Raw genomic sequence first — 23816 nt, 5'->3', positions numbered from 1 at the left:
TACCTTAAGAAGGGATTCGTTCTTGCAAGTTCCTCCATAAAAAGCCTTCCACTTCCTTATTCGAATATCGCATACGTAATTCCTCTATCAACTTTGGGTAATCTCCATAACTTCTTAAGTCTCTAGGTACTTGATCGATGCCATCAAAATCTGAACCAAGCGCAATATTAGCAACTCCACCGAGTGACACGATGTATTCGATATGATGTAAAATATCTGCGATGCTCGCATTCCGATCGTTTCGAAGGAACTTCGGTACAAACGTAACGCCTATGACTGCATCTTTCTTAATAAGAGCCTTTAGCTGCTGATCATCAAGGTTTCTCGGATGCGTACATATTTTCTTTACGTTTGAATGAGAAGCGATAATAAGATCTGTTTCCTCTAACACATCCCAAAATGCCTGTATCGATAAATGGGACACGTCTGTCCAAATACCATTTTCATTATGTAATCGAACGATACGCTTACCAAAATCAGTAAGCCCTCCACCGCGTGTTTCAAGAATCCCATCACAAGCGGCGTTTCCATAATTCCATGTCAGCCCTACTGAACGTACGCCAAGTCTAATGAGTGTCTTTAACCTCGTAATCTCTCTACCAATCGCGTCACAGCCTTCTAACGTGAGCATCGCGCCAATCTTACCAGAAGGTAATCGTCTCGCTTCTTCCCTTGAATAAACGGCTACAACGTCATCGTATGGTCTTATGATACGATCATAAAAAATATCGACCATCTCGAGCGCACAATCAAACTTTGCAGCATCTGGTACGCTTTCTGGTATATAAATCGCAAACAGCTGCAAACCGGCTCCCGCACTTCTCATTTGCTGTAAGTTCGTATGAAGGTCTGCTCCATCGAGAAATGAGAGTGAAGGATCATTCCACATCTTACTTAGTACATCACAATGTGCATCGTATATTTTCATAGATATCCTCCAATGCCTATGTATTTCTCTAAACCGTATAAAAAAACCTGTTTGTAAAAACAAACAGGTTATCTTAACGGAATCACTTATCGCGGTTCAACAATTAACTTGATAGCCGTTCGTTCCTCGCCATCAATTTGAATGTCGGTAAAAGCAGGGATACAAATGAGATCAACTCCGCTCGGTGCTACGAATCCTCTTGCAATTGCTACAGCTTTGACAGCTTGGTTAAGCGCTCCTGCTCCAATTGCTTGAATCTCAGCATTACCTCTCTCTCGCAGGACGCCAGCAAGTGCACCAGCTACAGAATTTGGATTGGATTTTGCTGAAACTTTTAAGATTTCCATTTTGAAAGCCCCTCCTTAATTTGAGCATCCATTACCACTCTAGACTATATTCCTTGCCATAAGCTTGTATTCCTGCTGATTCCGTTAATTTTTCAAGCTTTCAAACCTATTCGTAGAATGGATGATCTTCATTGATTGCAATTCGTTCGATAGCTTTAGCTGTTCCAGTTTTTGGGTCAACTGTTAAAAAGACCCCACTAAGTTGTTCCCGACCTTTGGTTACTTCAAACCTTACGGGCATCGTTGTTAGGAACTTTTTAATAACGGCTTCTCTCTCCATCCCAAGAATACCATCATACGGTCCCGTCATCCCAGCATCAGTCAAATAAGCTGTCCCTTGAGGTAAAATCCGTTCATCTGCAGTTTGAACGTGAGTGTGCGTTCCGATTACCGCAGACACTCTTCCATCTAAATACCAGCCCATCGCCAGCTTCTCGCTAGTTGTTTCAGCGTGAAAATCCACAAAGATAACGGACGTACGCTTTCTCATTTCCTCTACAAGTTCATCCGCTTTTGTAAATGGATCATCGATTGCAGGAAGAAACGTTCTTCCTTGTAGGTTGATGACGCCAACTTCCGTACCATTTATATTAACGATCGTAGAACCGTTTCCCGGTGTACCTTCCGGAAAGTTCGCTGGACGCACAAGCTTTGGCGCACGGTCGATAAACTCGAAGATTTCTCGATTATCCCACGTATGGTTTCCCATCGTGATGACTTGAGCTCCCGACTCTAGGAAATTACGGTAAATCTTCTCAGTAATTCCTCTTCCTCCAGCAGCGTTTTCACCGTTTACAATCGTAAAAGTCGGTTTGTACTTTCGTTTTAAACGAGGTAAATAGTGAGATACCATATCTCGCCCCGGCGATCCAACAACATCTCCAATAAATAATATCTTCATAATACAACTCCAATCTGTCTAGTCTTACTTAGTTTATCAAATGCTTCGTCGCTTTTTAAGCTTTATAGAAATAAATAAAGCGATGCACGAGGCATCGCTTTATTATTTCGCATACTCTACTGCCCTAGTTTCACGAATGACCGTGACTTTAATGTGTCCTGGGTAGTCGAGTTCATTTTCGATTTTTTTGGTAATTTCTCTTGCGAGTCTGTAGGATGTTACATCATCTACGATATCTGGCTTAACCATGATTCGAATCTCACGACCAGCCTGAATCGCAAATGACTTTTCAACACCGTCGAACGACTCAGAAATTTCTTCGAGTTTTTCAAGGCGTCGAATGTACGTTTCGAGTGTCTCTCGACGTGCACCTGGACGAGCTGCGGAAAGTGCATCCGCTGCTGCAACAAGTGTCGCGATAACCGAAGTAGCTTCCGTATCACCGTGGTGTGATGCAATCGCATTAATGACGACCGGATGCTCTTTATACTTCGTTGCAAGCTCAACGCCAATCTCAACGTGACTTCCTTCAACTTCATGATCGATCGCTTTACCTAAATCATGTAAGAGACCTGCACGTCTAGCTAACTGCACATCTTCTCCAAGTTCAGCTGCCATCAGTCCAGTTAAATACGCAACTTCCATAGAATGCTTCAATACGTTCTGTCCGTAACTTGTACGGAATTTCAAACGACCAAGAATTTTGATCAGATCTGGATGTAGCCCATGTACCCCAATTTCGAACGTGGACTGCTCTCCTACTTCTCGAATGTATTCATCCACTTCCCTGCGAGATTTCTCGACCATTTCTTCAATTCTCGCTGGGTGAATTCTACCATCCTGTACGAGTTTGTCCAGAGCATTTCGTGCGATCTCTCTTCGAATCGGATCAAAACCGGAAAGAATAACTGCTTCCGGCGTGTCATCGATGATAAGATCGATCCCAGTCAGCGTTTCAAGAGTTCGAATGTTTCGGCCTTCACGACCAATGATTCGACCTTTCATCTCATCATTTGGCAGGTTAACAACGGATACCGTCGTTTCTGCTACGTGATCTGCTGCACAGCGCTGAATCGCAAGGGAAAGGACCTCTCTTGCTTTCTTATCAGCTTCTTCTTTCGCATTGTACTCACGCTCTTTTACCATCTGCGCAAGTTCATGTTCGAGTTCCTGCTCACTTTCACGCATGATGATCTGCTTCGCTTCTTCCCTAGTTAAACCGGAAATCCGCTGCAGTTCACGCTGTTGCTCTTGAAGCATCTCCTCCACTTTGCTTTCCATCTCTTCAATATGTCGTTGTTTTTTGGCGAGAGCGTCCTCTCTTCTTTCGAGGGAATCCTCTTTTTTGTCTAGAGTCTCACTTTTTCGATCAAGGACCTCTTCTTTTTGAACCAAACGATTCTCTTGTTTTTGTAACTCATTTCTGCGTTCACGAATTTCACGCTCTGCTTCAACACGAAGATTATGATTCTCATCCTTCGCTTCGAGCAAAGCTTCCTTCTTCATAGCTTCCGCATCGTTTTTACCTTCTCTGATAATCCGTTGCGCTTCTAATTCTGCACTGGAGATCTTCGCTTCAGCAATCGTTTTGCGAACAAGAAATCCAACAACTGCTCCGACGATTACAGAGACAAGCACAGTGGAGATGATGATAAATATATCCATCGAACTCACCTCCTCCTGCTATTAACTTGTTGGTTTGCTGTCATGTTAGTTCTTAGTACCACTTGCAAGATTTCAATCCAGCACATTTCATGTGTTAAAGTAAAGTTATAATTTTGCTAGAAAATTATAATTATACACTTAATATTGTAGCTTTCACCATTCAGGTTGTCAAGAGAGTGTCAGAAGGTGAAATTGCTTTAAATCCCTCTTTGTTACTCATTTTTCCTTACCATTTAACAAGATAAGGTGATTCCTAGTATTGCCAACATTTCCTATGCTAGACGTTTTTACTAGTTTTCATAGGAACATCATCTATGATATGCACCTTTATCTAATAAGAAAGAGCCGATCGAATTCGATCGGCTCGGTTTATTTTACTCATCTTCAAGAAGTGAATCTTGTCCAGCAGCTGTTTCGTCCACCTGCTTATCAGCATCTAAGTTATGATGCGCGCGAACACGTGCATTGATTTCGTCTTGAATTGCAGGGTTTTCCTTCAAGAATTGCTTCGCATTCTCACGACCCTGTCCTAGACGTTCGCCTTCGAATGAGAACCATGCTCCACTCTTTTGAACGATCTCAAGGTTAGAACCAATATCAAGGATTTCACCTTGCATAGAGATTCCTTCACCATACATGATGTCCACTTCAGCTTGCTTAAATGGAGGTGCTACTTTGTTCTTTACAACTTTAATACGTGTTTTGTTTCCGACCATATCATTTCCTTGCTTGAGCGTTTCTGCACGACGAACTTCAAGACGTACAGAAGAGTAGAATTTAAGTGCTCTTCCACCTGGCGTTGTTTCAGGGTTACCAAACATAACCCCTACTTTTTCACGAATCTGGTTAATAAAGATAGCCGTTGTTTTCGACTTACTGATTGCTCCAGACAGCTTACGAAGCGCTTGAGACATCAAACGTGCTTGAAGACCAACGTGTGCATCTCCCATTTCCCCTTCGATCTCGGCTTTAGGAACTAGTGCTGCTACAGAGTCGACGACCACCATATCTACTGCTCCACTTCGCACAAGTGCTTCAGCGATTTCAAGCGCTTGCTCACCTGTATCCGGCTGTGAAAGCAATAGTTCATCTATATTAACGCCTAGCTTTTCTGCATATACCGGGTCAAGAGCGTGCTCTGCATCAATGAAAGCAGCCTGACCGCCACCGCGCTGAACTTCTGCGATCGCATGAAGTGCAACAGTCGTTTTACCTGAAGATTCAGGTCCGTAAACTTCGATAATACGACCTCTTGGATATCCACCTACACCAAGAGCAATATCTAGAGCAAGTGAACCACTGGATACTGTGGAAACACGCTGCTCAGCTTGTTCGCCAAGCTTCATGATCGATCCTTTACCGAATTGTTTTTCTATTTGTCTCAATGCCATATCTAAGGCAGCTTTGCGATCACTCACGAAAAATTCCTCCTCGTTATTAAACTATCACTATCATATCTCTTTTTAGACGATTTGCCAATAGAAAACCGAACATTTATTCGTCTTTTTTTATATCGACTTCTTCTACTTCGCCATTCTAGCTTACCATAGGTACTTTAAAAAGAAGAACGATCAGCTCTTGAGCTGATCGCCTGGCATTATACTCTGCTTTTTTGAGGTTTTGCAGGTTCAAGGTGGATTGATTTACCACTTACTCCGCCTGCTCGAAGTGCTTCGTATACGAACGGTGCTACGTCTTCAGGTACTTCAAAGAAAGAGAACTTTTCAAAGATATCGATTCTCCCAACAGTTGATGTGTTTACACCAGCAAGTGTTGAAAGCTCTTCAAGAAGCTTTTTCGGATGCAGGTCAATATTTCTTCCGACGTTTAAGAAGAAACGAACCATGCCGTTTTGTCCGCCTGTTTCACCGAAGTTGTACTCAGAAGGCGTCGTGTTTTGTTTCTCCTCGATGGCATTCTCAAGAAGTGACTGAACGACGCTATGTGCATCGTATTTAGAAAGAAGCAAATCTGCAATTTCACTAGCAGTCGAATCTTGTTTGAGTGACTTCATCTGCTTTTCAACAGATTTAACGATATTCTCAAGGTCGACCGTTTCATCTTGGAGTGGCTCTGCTGATAGGTTCAACTTGATCTTTGATTCGATCGACTGTAGAAAACGCATATCTTTAGGTGTGACTAACGTTAATGCAACACCTTTGTTTCCAGCTCGACCCGTACGCCCTATTCGGTGAACATAGCGCTCAGGATCTTCTGGAATGTCGTAGTTGATCACGTGACTAACGTGCGCTACGTCGATACCACGAGCTGCAATATCTGTCGCAACTAAGAAGTTAAGCTGCGAACGTCTAAACTGCTTCATAACACGTGTACGCTGCTGTTGTGTAAGGTCTCCGTGTAGCTCCTCTGCACGATAGCCGCGTTTTTTAAGAGACTCCGTCAGCTGAGAAGCGCCCTTTTTTGTTTTTGTGAAAATAATACCGAGACGAACTTGTTCATTTTCAATAACACGACAGAGCGTATCGAATTTCTCACTATCGAACGTTCGATAATAGACCTGCTCAACCGTATCTGCAGTCACATCACCTTTTGAAACGGAAATCGTAAGCGGATCCTTCAAGTACTTTCCTGAAAGCTTACGAATCGGTGCTGGGATCGTAGCTGAAAACAGTAAAGACTGGCGTTTGTCAGGTAGTTGCTTAAGAATCAATTCGATGTCGTCGATAAAGCCCATATCCAACATTTCATCGGCTTCATCTAGGATTGCTGTATGAACGTGGTCCGTTCGTAGCGTTTTTCGTTTCAAGTGGTCGAGCATACGCCCTGGTGTACCTACGACGATATTGACACCTTTTTTTAGAGCACGGATTTGATGGTAGATCGGTTCTCCACCATATACAGCCAGGACATTTAAACCTTTGTAACGAGAAATCTTCTGAAGTTCAAGCGCAACTTGAATTGCGAGCTCTCTTGTTGGCGTTAAGATGATCGCTTCCGGTCCGCCTCGCTTCGATACTTTCTCAACGAGAGGAATACCGAACGCAGCGGTCTTACCAGTTCCTGTTTGAGCCTGGCCAATCATGTCTCTACCTTCTAAAATTGGTTCAAGAGCCTTTTCCTGTATAGGAGTAGCCTCCTTGAACCCCATTTCTAGAACCGCTTTTCTTACTTCTGGTGATAAATCAAAGTCTTCAAAATTCTTCATACGTCCGTAATTCACCTTTCTAGCTTCAATAATGTATTAAATCCATATTTTACTGTTCGTTTTCGGATAGCATCTCGATTACCAGCAAGCTTTAAGCAAATGACTTCCTCACCACGAGGAGATGCCATTCCAATAAAAACAGTGCCGGCTTCCTTTCCTTCAATTGAGTCAGGTCCGGCCACGCCGGTGAAACTAATGCCGATGTCTGTGTTATACGTATTCTTGATACTTCTAGCAAGTTCGATCGCACATTCTTCACTAACAGCGCCGTGAGAAGAAAGCGTTTCAGATGAGACGCCCACCTTCTGTTTTACTTCGTTAGAGTAACACACAATTCCCCCATAAAAAAGCGATGAAGCTCCGGATATACTCGTGAACTCCTGACTGAACATACCTCCTGTGAGGCTTTCTGCAACAGCGATCGTCCAGTTTTGCTTTTGTAATAGAGAGAATGCTTCCAACGAGAGAGAGGTCTGATCGTACCCATAAAAATACTTACCAACTCTTTTCTGGATTTCTTTCTCTGTCTTTTCGATCAGCTTACTCGCTTCTTCTTCAGAAGCAGCTCTAGCAGTTAGTCTTAGCGTTACTTCCAAATCACCAGCTAACGGGGCAATTGTTGGATTCGTCTGTTGATCGATTAAATCTTCAAGCTCAGTCTCTAGGCTAGATTCCCCGATACCATAGAAACGGAGGACGCGAGAAATAATTCTCTCCTCCTGCTTCATTTCCTTCAACAAAAATGGTTCAGCGTAATTTGTGAACATCGGATAAAGTTCTTTAGGTGGTCCTGGGAACAGCATATATGTACACTCATTATTCGAGAATGCCATTCCAGGTGCCATCCCATTATCATTTGGAAGAACAGTAGACCCTTCGATGACAAGAGCCTGCTTACGGTTATTCTCTGACATGGTGAGACCAGTCTTCTTATAGTATGCTTCGATGTTATCCATTGCTTCCTGGTTATAAACGAGCTTTTTTGAAAGAGCATTCGCGATCGTTTCTTTCGTGAGATCGTCTTTCGTAGGACCTAGCCCTCCAGTGAATACCAATAAATCTGAACGCCCCTCAGCAACTTCGATCGCCTGTTTAAGACGAGTGCTATTATCCCCAACAGCAGTGTGGTAAAACACATTTATTCCAAGGTCTGCAAGACGCCTCGAAATAAACTGAGCATTCGTATTAGCGATTTGTCCTAATAATAATTCTGAGCCAATTCCAATAATCTCTGCATTCATAAGCTAACGCTCCTCCTCAAAACTTAAGCATAGTTCCTTTATATGTTGCGGGAGACAAAAAGGAACAGAAGAGTCTGTTCCTTTTTGACATCAACGAGACTTTAGTAGAATCTCTTTGTTCTTATTAAAATAATCCCATCCTGAATAAACTGTGATGACTAACGCAGCCCATAGGGAAATCGTTGCAAAAGGAAATCCTATCGCTTCAAACGGTATGTTATTGATCAACAGTGCTGAGATCGCTACGATTTGAATCCAAGTTTTGAGTTTACCGAGATTACTCGCAGCAAGAACCTCACCTTCAGATGCCGCAACGAGTCGAAGTCCTGTTACTGCAAATTCACGGCTCAAGATGAATACTACGATCCAAGCAGGAGCTGATCCGAGCTCTACTAGTGAAACAAAAGCAGATGTAACAAGTAACTTGTCAGCTAGCGGGTCAAGAAACTTCCCAAGATTCGTAACGAGATTATGCTTCCTCGCGATGTAACCATCCACCCAGTCGGTTACAGAAGCCACAATAAAAATAATGGCAGCGATAAGCTGAGAATTTGAAATGAGTGCACCTGCAATTTCGGTTTCTCCTAGCGGAAGTGGCGCTAATAAGAATAGAAGAAAAACAGGGATTAGAAATATTCGAGATACTGTAATTTTGTTAGGCAAGTTCACGTGTGTTCCTCCTAGAGATCATTTAGCAAAATCGTTATCTATTCTATCATTGTTCCCTAAGACCACAAAGGAAAACATATCCAGATCCTTTTTAAAAGAAGCAGGGGCCATCTCAAGAAAGATGACCCCCAAGCTGCTACTCTGCTTTTTTGTAATTAAAGGTAACATTCTGGACTACTGGTTCGTTAGGGATATCGATCTTCTCACCGTTTACAAGAACGGTAATGTTTGGCGAACTGCCGATTCGTAAGGAAGCAGAAGCTACGTTCGTTAAATCATGAGTGACCTTTTTATCTTTCTTAAGGCTTTCATAGATATATTTCTTATTATCTCCACCGATTAAGGCAACCCAGCTACTTCCTTTTGCTTCAACGGTAATCTCAAACTTCTCGGCATTTGTAATTTCATATGTTGAACTAGAAGCATTGCCTTCTGTTTTATTGATTTCCATTGCAGGAGCTGGCTCCTCTTCTGGCTCTTCTTTTTCTTCAGACTCTTTTTCCTCTTCGGCTGAAGGCTCTTCGTCAGCTGCTGGCTCTTCTTTCGAGTCATCCTTTGGCTCGTCTTTCACTTCATCAGATGCAGGAGCATTTCCACTATTTTCGTCGCTCGAGACCTGCTCTTCTGTTTGGTTCGACGCACCGTTTTGACTTGTTGTCGCATCATTTCCTTGAACGACAAACCATATGATACAGGCCACCCCTATAATCAATAAGATAACAAGAACGGAAGGAAATACGGATGACCACCTGTTTGGCTTACTTGGAACAGTCGGTCTCGTACGCCTAGGGGGAAGGTTTTCTGGTACATCTGAGTTTGATTTTGGTATTTCTGAGGCATACTCCTCCAGCAGTTCTTCACCGTGAAGGCCAACTGCTTCCGCATAGTTTTTAATGAATGCACGCGTATAAAAATTACCTGGAAGCAGTTCGTAGTTCCCTTCTTCTATTGCAAGAAGATAACGTTTTTGAATTTTTGTAATGGATTGAATTTCATCGAGCGATAAATCTTTATCGTTTCGAGCACTCTTCAATCGTTGACCTAGCTCTGTCAATGGAAAACACCTACCAATTAATTAAAGTCAAAACCACCCGAAAACCCAGAAGCTTGATTGTCGATAACTTGATATGTAATCTCTTGCTCTGGATCATCACGCAATTCAATTATATAATCAAAATCATTCATCGTATACTCTGTTTCTCTCACAAAAATATCTGGATGTTCTACAACCTTCGTTGCAGGTAATCTCATCATATCACGTAGCAATTGCCAATGCTTCTCAGAAGACCTCTTAGCAGATACGATTCCATCGATGATAAAAATATGGTCGCTATTCATCTCATCATCAGCTATTTGCTGACGTACCGTTTGCTTTAACATCGTGGACGAAAGAAAAACCCATCTTCTATTCGCACAAACGCTTGATGCTACGATCGATTCTGTTTTTCCAACTCGCGGCATACCTCTGATGCCAACGAGCTTATGGCCATCCTGCTTAAAGATTTCCGCAAGAAAATCAACGAGTAATCCTAACTCATCTCGAATAAATCGAAACGTCTTCTTATCATCTGCATCACGCTGTATGTATCGGCCATGACGGACAGCGAGTCGATCACGAAGCTTTGGCTCCCGTAGCTTGGTTACTGTAATGTTGTCCATCGTGTTCAAAATCGATTCTAACCGCTCGATCTGTTCAATTTGTTCAACGAGTAATAGCATCCCTCTTCGCTGATTGTCAACACCATTGATCGTGATGATATTAATCCCGAGCATACCTAATAATGATGCTATGTCACCGAGAAGACCCGGTCTATTTTTGTGTATTTCGTATTCCAAGTACCATTCCTTCTTCTCCATATAGCAACTCCTTACACCTACACATTTTCCTATGTTTATTTAATCATAAATGATTTTAGGTAAGGTTAAAAGAGATGATTCACTATTTTGTTTACTTTTCTTGTCTGCATTGGTAAATAAATAAAAAAAGAAGGGTGATAGCACCCCTCTCGCACTTATTATTTATTTTGACCTTGAACAAGTTTCACCATCATGTTGGCAATCGCATGCTGTTCTTCTTCATCAGCAACATGCCATAGATCAGCTAGTAACTGTTCTTCTTCATTCTTTGCTTTAACGCCATCAGCTAAATAACCGCCGATTTGGTATGCAACATCAGAGATTACTTCTTGAGAAAGTCCCTGCTGTTGACCTTGAGATAGGCGGTCATGCAGAAAACCCTTCCAGCTATCAAAGTTATCGAGTACAGACATCTTTGTCCCTCCTTTACTAGGTCATCACCTATATGTTGTCTAGAAGGGATTCCAATTATGCACTGATCTTTTTAAATCCAAGCTCCATCAACAGAAATAATTTGTCCACTTATATATGATGAGTTCGTGGAATCTAGAAACGTAATAACGCCTGCGACTTCTTCAGGTGTTCCCGCTCGACCTAAAGGAATCTCATCGATCAAATTTTGTTCATCCTCACTCGATAGAGAATCGTTCATACTTGTTGAAATGTACCCTGGAGCAACTGCATTCACACGAATTCCGCTTGGTCCGAGTTCTTTCGCAAAGCTTTTCACAAAGGCATTCAATCCACCTTTTACAGTGGAATACACCACTTCACAAGATGCACCGGTTGCCCCCCATACGGATGAGACGACGATGATACTTCCACTTTTTTGTTGCACCATCGATGATGAGTAATGTTTCGCAAGCTTGACCGAAGACGTTAACTGCAGCGTGATCATGTGATCGATGTCTTCATCATCCATATCTGTTAAAAGTCCAATAAAGCTTGATCCGGCATTTAAGATCAACGTATCGACTTTCTCAGCAATTCGATACACGTGATCTAGATCAGCATTATTAGATAAATCTGCTTGCACAGGAATAATATCTGCATTCGGATATTCAGCCATTAGTTCCTTAATAATTCTTTCGTTCGAATGAAAATGAGCATAAACGCGATAGCCCCTATGTACATACTCCATCATCGTAGCTCGCCCGATCCCCCCGCTTGCTCCAGTAATCAAAACGTTCTTCATCACTACTCTCCCTTTCTACGTTAAAAAAAGCACCGCGCGGGTGCTTTTTTTACTTCGGAACTACTTGACATACCGTAAATGACTCTTCTTTGAAATGGTTTTTCACGGCAGCTTCTACATCTTTCGCAGTCAATTCTTCAAGTACCGGAACAACTTCAAAAAGATCCATGTCGTTGAAGCGGTAACGTGTAAACTGATTTGCGATAAATTCTGGTGAGTTCAGAGCTCTTAAAAAGCTTCCGATCTTTTTCTTTCGTATACGCTCAAGCTGGCTCTCATCGATCGGATTCTTAGAAAAGTCTTGAACCATCTTATACAATCGATCGGCAAGTTCATCTGGAGAACTCGTGTTACTTCCCATTACTGAGAAACCGAACTTTTCTTCTTCTGTAAAATCATAAGAAAAGCTTTGGTCGATCAGTCCTTCATTATACAATGCTTCATAATTCTCAGAGCTTTGACCGAACATCAAATCGAGGGCAAGATTGATCGAAAGCTCATGCTTTAGAAGTTCTCTCCCTTGACGGCCAGGATTAGGTTCCTTAAATCCTACGAGGCACTTCGCCACTTGAACGGACATCGGCAGTACCTTCTTCTTCTCTGCCACGCTCTCAGGCTCATTATCAAAGAAACGCTCGATCGGTGGTTGATCACTGTATGATTTTGAAGCCTGGTTACTTTCCACAAACGTCATGATTTCTTCAGGATCAACGTTTCCAACGACAAAGAGCAGCATGTTAGAAGGGTGGTAGAACGTCTCATAACACGTATAAAGAGACTCTTTTGTAATCTTAGCGATCGAGTCAACCGTACCAGCGATATCAATTTTCACAGGATGCTTATGGAACATGTTTTCGATCACGCCAAAATATGCACGCCAGTCAGAGTTATCGTTGTACATTTCGATCTCTTGCCCGATAATGCCTTTTTCTTTCTCTACGCTTTTGTCGCTGAAATAAGGAGCTTGAACGAAATCGACAAGCGTCTCAAGATTCTGCATCACATTTTGGGTTGTTGAAAAAAGATAAGCCGTTCGCGTAAACGAAGTGAACGCATTTGAGGATGCACCTTGTTTACTGAAATCCTGAAAAACATCACGATCTTCTTTTTCAAATAGTTTATGCTCAAGAAAATGAGCGATTCCATCTGGAACTTTTACATCTTCAGAGCCATTTAATGGAACGAAATGGTTATCGACGGAACCGTATTTCGTCGTAAACGTGGCATATGTTTTATTAAACCCTTTCTTTGGGAGTACATACACATCAAGGCCGTTATCCATCGTTTGATGGTAAAGGGTTTCCTGTAGCTGATTAAATGGAATAGTTCTCATCTCTATGCCTCCTCCCCTTTTAAGAAATACACGGTGTCGAGCTTTACTTGAGCCGCTACCTTTTTAATATCTTCTTCAGTGACCGCATCGATTCCGTCCAGCCAATCTTCTAGCGATCGAAGCTTCTGAGAAACAACGCCATGATAAAGGAGCTCTACCATTCCTTTTGCGTCGTCTACTGTTTCGAGAAGCTGATTTCGAATCATTGTTTTCGTTTGCTTCATTTCACCATTATTAAAATCGCCATTCTGCATTGCAGTTAACTGTTCTTTGATGATGTCGACTGTTTTATTATAGTTCTTAAACTCAATACCAGACATGACGATAATCAAGCCTTTATGACTTTCATATCTTGATGCCGCGTAGTAAGCAAGGCTCTCTTTCTCTCGAACGTTTCTAAACAGTTTCGAATGAGAGAAGCCTCCAAACATTCCGTTAAACACTTGAAGTGCATAATAATCGTCATCTGCGTAACTAATCCCAGACCGAAAGCCCATGTGGAGCTTACCTTGCTTGATCTCCTGCTCTTCTTTCACTTCTTTTTCTTTCACTTCTAGCGATGCTTTTTCAGTAATGTCTGTTGAAGATTGCGTTCTTTCATTAAAAGGAAATAGATCCGTTACTAAATCCTTGATGGAAATTTCGTCTATATCTCCAACGATATAGAGATCAACTTCGTCTTCGTTACAAACTTTTTCGTAATACTCGAATAAGTTGTTCGCATCGATGCCATCAATTTGGTCTTTTACTCCATACACATGCAGACCAAAAGCCTCATTTGGGAACATTTCCTCTGTAAGTCTCATATTGGAATATCTCATCTTATCATCGTAGATCGATTGAATACGCTGTTTAAGCGTACGTTTTTCTTTATCGACGATTGAAGAATCAAAAGCCCCATCGACCTTCTTAGGGTTCATCACCACTTCTGCAAACAAACTAAGCGCTTTCTCTAGAAGTGGTTTATCCTCTGATAGGAACTTCTCATTGGCAAAATCCATTCTAAACGTCATGATATGGAAGTCGCCTTTCTTTGCTAAATCCACACCTAACGTTGCACCGTAAAGCTTTTCAAGCTCCGTACGAAGAGCCTTCGAGGACGGATAATTTTCCGTTCCACTTTGAAGCACATATGGCAGAAGTGCACGCTTCGTCACAGTATCTTCGCTTAACCGAGACTTAAACTGCAACACCACAGTGGTCGTCTTATACTTCTCAGTCTGAATCTTATGTAGCGTTAAACCGCCGCATGAGCTCTTCTCATGAGGGATAATTGCCATACAACTCACTCCTTTTCATCTCTCCATCGTTTTCCAACACAGGAAACCAATTCTTATTCCCTTTATACCATAGTATGTGTCAATGTGTAAGTAATTAACACTTGAAAAGCGGAAGTAGCCGTTTAGGACCGACAAGCGCTGGAGGCTTTATGAAAGAACACGCTTTTTGTGTTCATTATTCATATCAAACCAGGTCAACTTCACAACTACTCAACACGTTATTGTCCAAATTCTTCTTTTATTATCTAAAATCTATTTTTATTGTCCAAAATCGCGTTTTATTAGCCAAAATCATTTTTTATTGTCTAAACTAATATTTCTGATCAGTTTACTAGCTGCCATACAAAAAGAACCCTCCACAAATGTAGAGGGTTCTTACTTTCACCTAACGTTTACCTTTTTCATAAGGTTGACCGATTGCTTTTGGTGCATCTGCTCGTCCAACGAGTCCTGCTAGTGCGAGGATTGTTAAGACATATGGTGAGATGAGGAGGTAAACTTCAGGAATTTCTTTTAGCCCAGGAATTTGTTGCCCTGTAATACTCAGTGACTGAGCTAGTCCGAAGAATAAAGCTGCTCCCATTGCACCAAGAGGATGCCACTTACCGAATATCATCGCTGCAAGTGCCATGAACCCTTGGCCAGAAATCGTTGCATGACTGAAGTTACCTGCGATAGATGTTGCATAAACAGCTCCACCTAGCCCCGCAAATCCACCACTTAGCATCACGGCAACATAGCGCATTTTGGTTACGTTGATTCCCATCGTGTCTGCAGCCATCGGATGTTCCCCAACAGAACGTAAGCGCAAACCGAACGGCGTCTTATAGATCACCCACCAAACAAGAACAGCAAGAGCAATCGCGATGTAAGACGTATAGTAAGCATTTGAGAAAAATAGTGGTCCGATAAAAGGAATGTCACTTAAAAACGGTACATTCGTTTTATAGATACGTTCTTGAATGATAGGCGTCTGACCTGCATCAAAGATCTTCTTCACTAAAAAGATCGCAAGTCCTGCTGCTAGAAAGTTAAGTGCTACACCACTTACCACTTGGTCCGCTCGTAACGAAATACTTGCAACCGCATGGATTAGTGAAAACAGCGCTCCGATAATGATTGCGACGATCAGTGAGAACCAAGGTGAAGCTGCACCCATTCCCCACTGTTCCCCTAAGTATGTGAATAATGCTCCAGTAAATGCTCCCATTAGCATTAAGCCTTCCAAACCGATATTAACAACACCGGACCGTTCACTGAATACACCACCTAATGCGGTGAAGATCAGGGGAGCGGCTGAAAAGATAGCTGCAGGAATGACGATTTGTAGAATCTGCATCACATCCATTTAAATTTTCCCCCTTTTGTTCACCCTATTGCTGATCCAGTGAATGAGATAGCTTGATGCAACAAAGAAAATAATCATGGCAATAACAATTTCAACGAGCTGAGTTGGCACTTGTGCAACAGACTGCATGTTCAAAGCACCGATTTTCAATCCTCCGAACAAAGCAGCAGCTAACACGACACCTAGTGCACTATTGGCACCGAGCAATGAAACTGCGATCCCATCGAATCCTACTCCAGTAAAGGCTGGCATGATCGTCATATATCCATATGTTCCAAGTCCCTCCATCGCACCTGCAGCTCCTGCAAATGCACCTGAAACGACCATGGAAAGGATGATGTTACGACGCACGTTAATACCGGCATATTCTGATGCATACTTATTGAATCCTACAGCTCTTAGCTCGTAGCCTGTAGACGTTTTCCATAGTAAGAACCACATGATGATCGCACCAATAATCGCGACGATAATGCCATAATGTAGTCGCGAGAAGTCTGTGACACTTTCAAGAAATGCTGATTGAAGTGACGCAGATTGATGAATTTCTTCTGTTCTTTCCCCAGGTGCTAGAAGATAAGTACGAATGATGGCATTGACTACATGAAGCGCAACATAGTTCATCATAATCGTTGTGATTACTTCATGAACGTGATATTTTGCTTTTAATAAACCAGGCACAAATGCCCAGATTGCACCAGCCACTCCAGCTGCCAAAATCGCTAGCGGAATGTGAACGAATGGACTTAATCCTTCAAATTGAAGACCAACGTACACAGATGCTAACCATCCTACTAAAAGTTGCCCTTCAACACCGATGTTGAAAAGTCCAGTACGAAAAGCAAACGCAACTGCGATCCCTGAGAGGATCAGGGGCGTCATTTGACGAATCGTTTCTCCAAGAACATACGTATTTGAAAAGATTCCGTTAAAAAGGGCAGCATATGCTACGAAAGGGTTGTAACCGCTCACTAGCATAATGATTCCGCCGACGAATAAACCGAGCATTACCGATAGAAGCGGGACTGTTATTCCTGACCATTTCCCATTTAGTATTTTCAAGATGTCTCACCAGCCTTTTTCCGCTTTCCGCCGGCCATAAGTAACCCAAGTTCCTGTTCGGTCGTTTCTTCCGGCTTTACGATCGCAACGATTTTCCCTTCGTAGATGACAGCGATACGGTCACTTACGTTCATGATTTCATCAAGTTCGAACGAGATGAGGAGTACGGCCTTTCCTTTGTCTCGTTCCTCTATTAACTTCGAGTGGATAAATTCGATCGCGCCCACGTCTAGTCCACGAGTCGGCTGTGCTGCAATTAGGAGATTTGGACTACGGTCGATTTCCCTTGCGATAATCGCTTTTTGCTGATTCCCCCCCGACAATGCTCTCGCTGGTGTTGATTCACTAGGAGTACGAACATCATACTCACTGATCAACGACTTCGCTTTATTTACAATCGTAGAAAAGTTAAGGATTCCATTTTTCGAAAAAGGTCTTTTATAGTAGGTCTGAAGGACCATGTTTTCGCCAATTGAAAAATCCAATACAAGGCCATGCTTATGTCTATCTTGAGGGATATGACCAAGACCACTTTCAGTTACACGACGTGGTTTCCAGTTCGTGATGTCTTTTCCCTTTAGCATAACGTTGCCGGATTTTGTTTTTCTGAGGCCTGTAATCGCCTCGATCAGTTCAGATTGTCCATTTCCATCTACCCCAGCGATACCGACGATTTCTCCAGCTTTAATCGAGATGTTTAGCCCGTTCACAGCTGGCACGTTCCTGGCATCTTCTACGACGAGGTTTTGTACTTCTAAAACGCTTTCTTTTGGTTGTGAAGGTTGTTTTTCAACTGAGAAATTCACTTCTCTACCTACCATCATCGAAGCTAAATCGTCCGGGTTCGTTTCAGAAACGTCGACCGTTCCAATTCCTACACCACGCCTTATTACAGTACATCGATCGCATACTTCCATAATTTCTTTTAACTTATGAGTAATCAAGATGATCGATTTTCCTTCTGAAATCAATTTCTTCATGATCTCGATCAACTCTTTGATCTCCTGTGGTGTTAGAACTGCAGTGGGCTCATCAAAAATCAGGATATCCGCACCGCGATAAAGTGTTTTGAGGATTTCAACTCGCTGCTGCATACCAACGGAAATGTCTTCTATTTTTGCAGTAGGATCGACTGCAAGACCATATTGTTTTGAAATGGCTTCTACTTCTTTTTCAGCTTCTTTCAAGTTGACCTGCCCTTGCTTTGTTGGTTCGTTTCCTAGAATAATATTTTCAGTAACCGTAAACTTTTCTACAAGCATAAAGTGTTGGTGTACCATTCCGATCCCAAGCTCATTTGCTATGTTTGGATCTGTGATCTTAACCTTATCTCCCCGAACATAGATATCACCTTTTTCAGGCTGATAAAGTCCAAATAAAACGTTCATCAAAGTTGATTTTCCAGCACCGTTTTCACCAAGAAGAGCGTGTATTTCGCCTTTTTGCAGCTGAAGGGTGATATTATCATTCGCAACAATTCCAGGGAACTCCTTACGAATGTTTCTCATTTCAATAACATACTCCATACAGATTTCACTCCCTTATGCGCTAACATAAAACAAAGGCTAGCCTATGAAAGTACTAGCCTTCGACATGCTATTTTCAAGATGAGACTTTCTCCAGAACCGACGTTGTCAGGTCGATTCTCCTTATAGAGAGCTTTCGAACGCTTCGTATTCTTCGTCAGTTTTAGGTACTTCTAATTCGCCACTCTGGATCTTCTCTTTATACTCTTCTACTTTTTTCAATGCTTCTTCAGAAACGTTTTCTTGTGTTTCAGCGATACCTACACCGTCTTCTTCAAGACCAAACTCTGTTACTTTACCACCTGGGAAGTTATCTTCCATCGTTTGTTTTGAAACTTCCATAACTGCAGTATCAACACGCTTAACCATAGAAGTAAGCGTTACGTTCTCAGGCATACCTTCTTCATGCTGGTCACGGTCTACACCGATAACCCATACTTCTTCTCCGTTTTTCGCACGGTTCTTCGCTTCAGTGAACACGCCGTTTCCTGTTCCACCTGCAGCATGATAAATGATATCTGCACCTTTATCGTAAAGTGTTCCAGCAATTGCTTGTCCCTTCTCAGCTGCGTTAAAGTCACCAGCATACTGTTCGAAGATCTCAGCGTCAGGATTTACAGATTTAACTCCTGCTTTAAATCCACTCTCAAATTTCTTGATAAGCTCGGAATCTACTCCACCGATAAAGCCTACTTTATTTGATTTAGTTTGCATTCCAGCGATAACTCCAACTAGGAATGAACCTTGATGTTCTTTAAATGTAATACTTGCTACGTTCTCTAGAGGCTCGCCACTCTCGTTAACTGCTACACTATCTACTAAAGCTAGCTGAGATTCAGGCTTTTGCTGTGCAATCGCTTGAATATCTTGCTGCATTAAAAATCCAATTCCGAAGATCAAGTCATAGTTATCACGCACAAGACCTGATAGGTTCGGTTGATAATCACTCGCTGCAGTAGATTGTACGTACTTGTACCCTTTATCTTCTTCTAGTCCATTCTCTCCACCAAACTCTTGTAGGCCTTCCCAAGCTGATTGGTTAAAGGACTTATCATCTACACCGCCAGTATCTGTAACCATAGCAACTTTGAAGTTATTTTTGTCTCCTTCTCCGCTACCACCGCCAGCGTTCTCACCACTCGTGTCGTTCGAACCACACGCTGATAACAGCGTACCCGCAGCTAAAACAGCTGACATCATAAATCCATACTTCTTTCTCATCTTCTTAATCCCCCCAATGGTAATTAACTTAAGCCTAGCAAGCTAGGAACAAGTTTGTATCCGTTTTCATAGTGATCAAAATATTTTTGGATAAAATATCCTTGTATGAAAACGATTTGAAAAATAAGTCATTTTTCGACATAACTATACCATTATTAATAAGATAAATAAATAGTTTTTTGAAAAAAAGCTCGATTACTAATATTTAAAATCGGAGGTGAATTCTCCTCCTTCGCCGACTTTTTCGCAAAAAAAAGAAGCATAGTCCTTATGGACTGTGCTTCTCAGCTTGTCGAGAAACCTAAGTTATTATTCTGAGCTCCCAATGCCGTAGTCGATGACGATCGCATGCTTTCCGCGGACGAACGTCCAAGCCCGAGGTGAAACCCACACCCCGGTCTCGGCCGCCCGTTCTACCGCAGGAGTCCGCGATCGTCTCTCCTACTTGATAAGAATTAATTCAAAACGAACATTCCGTTCCAATGGTTTAGGAGAAGGATATTGCGATTCTGACCTTCCATTTATCCATCAATGTAATTTTTGAAAGGAAATATCGAATTCTCTCATTTCAACACAGCGCATTTCTCACCACTGTAAGAAGTATAGTACTTAACTAGACTGTGCTTCTTCTTCTTTACTTACAAGAACTTCTCTTGGTTTACTGCCTTCATACGGGCCAACCACTCCCCTTGCTTCCATCGCATCGATCAACCTAGCTGCTCTTGTATAACCAATTCTAAATCGACGTTGCAGCATCGACACAGATGCTGTTTGCATCTCTGTGATGAGCTGAACGGCATCATCGTACAAGTCATCTTCCACTTCAGGTTGGTCTTGTTCAGGCTTATCAGTTGGAATCATTTCTTCTTGATACTGAGCTTTTTGCTGCGCAATGACAAAATCGACAAGCTCCTCTACTTCTTCATCTGATAAGAATGCGCCTTGAACTCGTTTAGGTTTATTAGCGCCTACTGGTAGGAAAAGCATATCCCCTTTTCCGAGTAGCTTTTCGGCGCCGCCCATATCTAGGATCGTTCTAGAATCTGTTTGGGATGATACGCTAAACGCAATACGAGACGGGATATTTGCTTTGATTACGCCAGTGATAACGTCAACAGATGGTCGTTGTGTAGCGATGATCAAGTGGATACCAGCAGCACGGGCCATTTGTGCGAGCCTTGTAATCGCATCTTCCACATCACTCGAAGCAACCATCATCAAATCAGCTAACTCATCCACGATAACGACGATATAAGGCAACGTTGGTTGCTTTGATTCAGCAGTTTCGTTGTGGCGCTTGATGTAATTGTTGTACCCTTCGATGTTTCTCGTTCCACTATGTGAAAAGAGCTCATAGCGCCGCTCCATTTCACTCACTACTTTTTTCAACGCTTGTGAAGCTTTCTTTGGATCAGTAACAACAGGAGCGAGCAAGTGCGGAATCCCATTGTAAACATTTAGTTCGACCATTTTCGGGTCGATCATCATCATCTTCACTTCATGAGGTTTCGCTTTTAGCATGATGCTCGCAATGATTCCGTTAATACAAACACTCTTCCCACTCCCTGTCGCACCTGCGACGAGAAGGTGAGGCATGCGTGAAAGGTCTGAGATGACCGCTTCGCCAGAAATATCTCTTCCAAACCCAATCGCAACTTTAGAATCGTGAGACTGATACTCTTTAGACTCTAACACTTCACGGAGCGTCACCATCGCCACTTCTGAGTTTGGTACTTCGATTCCAATAGCAGACTTTCCTGGAATAGGAGCCTCTATACGTAGATCTCTCGCAGCTAAAGCTAATGCAAGATCGTCAGTGAGGTTTACAATTTTACTAACCTTTACACCAGTGTCTGGGTACACTTCATACTTCGTAACAGCTGGTCCAAGATGCACTTTCATTACCTTCGCTTTTACACCGAAGCTTTCAAACGTCTTCTCTAGTTTTCTAGCGTTTGCTGAGATTTGTTGACGCTCATTCTCTTGCGTGATTTTCTTCGGCGGTTGGAGTAGTGAAAGGGATGGTAATTTATAATCTTTGTTCTCAAGTTCTCCAACTGTGAGTGTTTGAAGAGGCTTATCCTCTTGAGGTTCTTTCCGTTCTGTTTTTACTTGTTCAGGCTTTGATTCGGTAGCCTCTTGCTGTGGCTCTTGGTTTGCGTAAGCACTTTCAGTAAATGTACGAATTTCTGGCTCAAAATCCCCTTCTTCATCAGATGAGAGATCGTACGTTTTTTGTTCTTCAGGTATTGCTTCTTCTTCTTTCTTAAGCGCTTCCTGACGTTCTTTCTTATCTTTTCGTGACTTTTTACTATCTGCTAGCAGCGTTTTTGCTTCATCGTACGTATTAAGGACAAAGGCTTTCACCCATTCGATCGCTTTTCCAAATACGTCGCTGAAAGACTTTCCTGTAATAAGAACGAAGGAAAGTAGTATCAAAAGAAATGCGATCACTTGTGTACCCGCAGCATCGAAAAGCCTATAACAGAATGCGAATAGAAGTGCACCGATCATGCCTCCACCAAGTGGCCCTGGATTAGCTGGGTCTGTTACGCCCATTTGGAAGAGTTCGTATGTATTGAGAATCACAGATGCATTTTCCCACTCTCCATTTCGAGACAATGTTTCAAATAGACCCACATGGCTTAACAGTAATAATGAGACGCTCAATAAATAAAATCCCGAGAGTCTTCTTGTCCAAAAGCTCGGCATTTTTCTTTTAACGATTAAGTAACAAGCAAATAGAACTAATCCAGCTACGATTAAGCCGTACCATTCTCCTGCGAAAAATCGGAACATATGATAGAACGCTCGACCAACAATCCCCATCTTTAATACACCTAGAATTGTGAATGCAAGAATAGTCAGTCCGATAAATTCCATTTTTACTTGTGATTGCCAGGCCTGTTTTTTCTTTGTTGTCGTCTTTTTTCTTTTTCGTCTTTTTGCCATATTCTCACCTCATTACAAGCCGTAGCTGGTGCGAAAAAGCAGCCGTTTCCGGCTGCTTTTTTTTCTCACCAATCTATTCCTAGTATACCACATGTTACCGTGGTGCTATAGGCTCTATTTTTGAGGCGGCGTTAACGTCAACATCTGCCCAGGCTGTGTCGATTCATCTAAAAAATCTTGAGGATCTGTACTCAGTACTTGAACGACCCGACATTCACTGTGTGAGGTACGTTCAACAACGAGCTGTACACCGTTCCAGTCGATTACCTGTTGCTGGTCGTAAGCACTTTGTTCAGCGGGAAACACCGCTTCATTCGGTAAAATCGTATAAAGGATCACTGTACGACTTCTCCTTCCTGTGTACCTTTATAGTCCTCAATCAAGCCGTTCAGCTTTCTCATCGCCTGTCCTACTGCTCCAACTTCATCGATCAACCCGTAATTCACCGCATCTTGACCGACTACATTTGTCCCGATATCCCTCGTCAGATTCCCTCTAGAAAACATAAGCTCTTTGAATTTATCTTCTGAAATGTTTGAGTGTCTTGTGACGAAGCTCACGACACGCTCTTGCATCTTATCTAAGTATTCAAACGTTTGTGGAACACCGATCACGAGACCTGTTAAACGGACTGGGTGAATGGTCATCGTTGCAGTTTCAGCGATAAATGAATAGTTTGCTGCTACTGCAATCGGAACGCCGATCGAATGCCCTCCTCCTAAAACAATCGATACACAAGGTTTAGATAAAGAAGCGATCATTTCTGAAATTGCGAGACCTGCTTCTACATCTCCACCTACCGTATTCAATAAAATTAAGACTCCTTCAATTTTTGGGCTTTGTTCGATTGCTACGATCTGGGGGATAAGGTGTTCATACTTTGTTGTTTTATTTTGTGGTGGGAGCTGAACATGACCCTCAATTTGACCGACTATTGTTAAACAATGGATATTCGAGTGCTCCATGCTCGGGACATTCGTCTGTCCTAACTGCTGGATTTTATCTACGAGAGTAGATTTCGACTGATCATCTTTCTTAGGATCAGGCTGAGTCGATGGATTCGGTGTTTCATTCTGTTCGAAATTCATACTGGGTTCTCCTTCCTCACTCTGGTATTAGTAGTATGAA

21 protein-coding genes are annotated in these 23816 nt (G+C 42.3%); all 21 read right to left on the bottom strand.

What is annotated here, in order from left to right; genetic code table 11:
- Positions 1–4 precede the first annotated feature (4 nt).
- The 21 genes from ACXAHI_RS01985 to ACXAHI_RS01885 all read right to left on the bottom strand — a co-directional run bounded on the left by ACXAHI_RS01985 (position 5) and on the right by ACXAHI_RS01885 (position 23776).
- A complete protein-coding gene (locus ACXAHI_RS01985) occupies positions 5–928 on the bottom strand; it encodes a dipeptidase (RefSeq protein WP_474845527.1) in 924 nt (307 codons plus the stop codon).
- An 86-nt stretch (positions 929–1014) separates the two neighbouring features.
- Positions 1015–1275, bottom strand: coding sequence for a stage V sporulation protein SpoVS (gene spoVS / locus ACXAHI_RS01980; RefSeq protein WP_066231967.1), 261 nt, complete (start codon positions 1273–1275; stop codon positions 1015–1017).
- A 106-nt stretch (positions 1276–1381) separates the two neighbouring features.
- A complete protein-coding gene (locus ACXAHI_RS01975) occupies positions 1382–2176 on the bottom strand; it encodes a TIGR00282 family metallophosphoesterase (RefSeq protein ID WP_270181905.1) in 795 nt (264 codons plus the stop codon).
- Positions 2177–2278: 102 nt separating this feature from the next.
- The gene (rny, locus tag ACXAHI_RS01970; protein WP_270181904.1) at positions 2279–3841 is read right to left on the bottom strand and encodes a ribonuclease Y; all 1563 of its coding nucleotides are present in this window, start codon (positions 3839–3841) and stop codon (positions 2279–2281) included.
- 374 nt (positions 3842–4215) lie between these two features.
- Positions 4216–5259: a recombinase RecA gene (recA, locus tag ACXAHI_RS01965; protein ID WP_270181903.1), complete on the bottom strand. Its 1044-nt coding sequence runs from the start codon at positions 5257–5259 to the stop codon at positions 4216–4218.
- A 179-nt stretch (positions 5260–5438) separates the two neighbouring features.
- Complete coding sequence (locus ACXAHI_RS01960; protein WP_270181902.1) at positions 5439–7007, bottom strand: DEAD/DEAH box helicase; 1569 nt, start codon at positions 7005–7007, stop codon at positions 5439–5441.
- 11 nt (positions 7008–7018) lie between these two features.
- Positions 7019–8248 carry a competence/damage-inducible protein A gene (locus ACXAHI_RS01955; RefSeq protein WP_474845525.1) on the bottom strand — a complete coding sequence of 410 codons (1230 nt, stop codon included), beginning with the start codon at positions 8246–8248 and terminating at the stop codon, positions 7019–7021.
- Positions 8249–8338: 90 nt separating this feature from the next.
- Entirely contained in the window at positions 8339–8917 is a 579-nt protein-coding gene (gene pgsA / locus ACXAHI_RS01950; protein WP_474845523.1) for a CDP-diacylglycerol--glycerol-3-phosphate 3-phosphatidyltransferase, read from the bottom strand.
- 136 nt (positions 8918–9053) lie between these two features.
- Positions 9054–9971 (bottom strand): helix-turn-helix domain-containing protein, encoded by a 918-nt coding sequence (locus ACXAHI_RS01945; RefSeq protein WP_474845521.1) that lies wholly within the window; start codon positions 9969–9971, stop codon positions 9054–9056.
- A gap of 17 nt (positions 9972–9988) precedes the next feature.
- Positions 9989–10774 carry a DUF3388 domain-containing protein gene (locus ACXAHI_RS01940; RefSeq protein ID WP_270181898.1) on the bottom strand — a complete coding sequence of 262 codons (786 nt, stop codon included), beginning with the start codon at positions 10772–10774 and terminating at the stop codon, positions 9989–9991.
- A gap of 158 nt (positions 10775–10932) precedes the next feature.
- Positions 10933–11187: a DUF3243 family protein gene (locus tag ACXAHI_RS01935; RefSeq protein ID WP_474845519.1), complete on the bottom strand. Its 255-nt coding sequence runs from the start codon at positions 11185–11187 to the stop codon at positions 10933–10935.
- Positions 11188–11258: 71 nt separating this feature from the next.
- Positions 11259–11969: an elongation factor P 5-aminopentanone reductase gene (gene ymfI, locus ACXAHI_RS01930; protein WP_474845517.1), complete on the bottom strand. Its 711-nt coding sequence runs from the start codon at positions 11967–11969 to the stop codon at positions 11259–11261.
- Positions 11970–12018: 49 nt separating this feature from the next.
- Positions 12019–13302 carry an EF-P 5-aminopentanol modification-associated protein YfmH gene (gene yfmH / locus ACXAHI_RS01925; protein WP_474845515.1) on the bottom strand — a complete coding sequence of 428 codons (1284 nt, stop codon included), beginning with the start codon at positions 13300–13302 and terminating at the stop codon, positions 12019–12021.
- 2 nt (positions 13303–13304) lie between these two features.
- Entirely contained in the window at positions 13305–14582 is a 1278-nt protein-coding gene (gene yfmF, locus ACXAHI_RS01920; RefSeq protein ID WP_474845513.1) for an EF-P 5-aminopentanol modification-associated protein YfmF, read from the bottom strand.
- Between the two features lie 385 nt (positions 14583–14967).
- Positions 14968–15930 (bottom strand): ABC transporter permease, encoded by a 963-nt coding sequence (locus ACXAHI_RS01915; protein ID WP_224882198.1) that lies wholly within the window; start codon positions 15928–15930, stop codon positions 14968–14970.
- Positions 15931–16983, bottom strand: coding sequence for an ABC transporter permease (locus ACXAHI_RS01910; RefSeq protein ID WP_474848043.1), 1053 nt, complete (start codon positions 16981–16983; stop codon positions 15931–15933). It lies immediately after the preceding gene.
- A gap of 2 nt (positions 16984–16985) precedes the next feature.
- A complete protein-coding gene (locus ACXAHI_RS01905) occupies positions 16986–18515 on the bottom strand; it encodes an ABC transporter ATP-binding protein (protein WP_474845511.1) in 1530 nt (509 codons plus the stop codon).
- A gap of 123 nt (positions 18516–18638) precedes the next feature.
- On the bottom strand, positions 18639–19736 hold the full coding sequence (locus ACXAHI_RS01900) for a BMP family lipoprotein (RefSeq protein WP_474845509.1): 1098 nt from the start codon (positions 19734–19736) through the stop codon (positions 18639–18641).
- A 609-nt stretch (positions 19737–20345) separates the two neighbouring features.
- Positions 20346–22688 (bottom strand): FtsK/SpoIIIE family DNA translocase, encoded by a 2343-nt coding sequence (locus ACXAHI_RS01895; protein ID WP_474845507.1) that lies wholly within the window; start codon positions 22686–22688, stop codon positions 20346–20348.
- Positions 22689–22802: 114 nt separating this feature from the next.
- Positions 22803–23027, bottom strand: a complete 225-nt coding sequence (locus tag ACXAHI_RS01890; protein ID WP_474845505.1) for a YlzJ-like family protein — start codon at positions 23025–23027, stop codon at positions 22803–22805.
- The gene (locus ACXAHI_RS01885) at positions 23024–23776 is read right to left on the bottom strand and encodes a ClpP family protease (RefSeq protein ID WP_474845503.1); all 753 of its coding nucleotides are present in this window, start codon (positions 23774–23776) and stop codon (positions 23024–23026) included. The genes ACXAHI_RS01890 and ACXAHI_RS01885 overlap by 4 nt, the downstream gene beginning before the upstream one ends.
- Positions 23777–23816 lie beyond the last annotated feature (40 nt).

It is taken from the genome of Anaerobacillus sp. ABD4_527 (assembly GCF_056160805.1).
The sequence above is the reverse complement of the archived record's forward strand: the minus strand, read 5'-3'. Positions and strand labels throughout refer to the sequence as shown.

Bases quoted from the DNA above. Each gene is read 5' to 3' on its own strand.
- ACXAHI_RS01985 (WP_474845527.1), bottom strand. From the start codon at position 928: ATGAAAATATACGATGCACATTGTGATGTACTAAGTAAGATGTGGAAT.
- spoVS (WP_066231967.1), bottom strand. From the start codon at position 1,275: ATGGAAATCTTAAAAGTTTCAGCAAAATCCAATCCAAATTCTGTAGCT.
- ACXAHI_RS01975 (WP_270181905.1), bottom strand. From the start codon at position 2,176: ATGAAGATATTATTTATTGGAGATGTTGTTGGATCGCCGGGGCGAGAT.
- rny (WP_270181904.1), bottom strand. From the start codon at position 3,841: ATGGATATATTTATCATCATCTCCACTGTGCTTGTCTCTGTAATCGTC.
- ACXAHI_RS01960 (WP_270181902.1), bottom strand. From the start codon at position 7,007: ATGAAGAATTTTGAAGACTTTGATTTATCACCAGAAGTAAGAAAAGCG.
- ACXAHI_RS01955 (WP_474845525.1), bottom strand. From the start codon at position 8,248: ATGAATGCAGAGATTATTGGAATTGGCTCAGAATTATTATTAGGACAA.
- ACXAHI_RS01940 (WP_270181898.1), bottom strand. From the start codon at position 10,774: ATGGAGAAGAAGGAATGGTACTTGGAATACGAAATACACAAAAATAGA.
- ACXAHI_RS01935 (WP_474845519.1), bottom strand. From the start codon at position 11,187: ATGTCTGTACTCGATAACTTTGATAGCTGGAAGGGTTTTCTGCATGAC.
- ymfI (WP_474845517.1), bottom strand. From the start codon at position 11,969: ATGAAGAACGTTTTGATTACTGGAGCAAGCGGGGGGATCGGGCGAGCT.
- yfmH (WP_474845515.1), bottom strand. From the start codon at position 13,302: ATGAGAACTATTCCATTTAATCAGCTACAGGAAACCCTTTACCATCAA.
- yfmF (WP_474845513.1), bottom strand. From the start codon at position 14,582: ATGGCAATTATCCCTCATGAGAAGAGCTCATGCGGCGGTTTAACGCTA.
- ACXAHI_RS01915 (WP_224882198.1), bottom strand. From the start codon at position 15,930: ATGGATGTGATGCAGATTCTACAAATCGTCATTCCTGCAGCTATCTTT.
- ACXAHI_RS01905 (WP_474845511.1), bottom strand. From the start codon at position 18,515: ATGGAGTATGTTATTGAAATGAGAAACATTCGTAAGGAGTTCCCTGGA.
- ACXAHI_RS01900 (WP_474845509.1), bottom strand. From the start codon at position 19,736: ATGAGAAAGAAGTATGGATTTATGATGTCAGCTGTTTTAGCTGCGGGT.
- ACXAHI_RS01895 (WP_474845507.1), bottom strand. From the start codon at position 22,688: ATGGCAAAAAGACGAAAAAGAAAAAAGACGACAACAAAGAAAAAACAG.
- ACXAHI_RS01885 (WP_474845503.1), bottom strand. From the start codon at position 23,776: ATGAATTTCGAACAGAATGAAACACCGAATCCATCGACTCAGCCTGAT.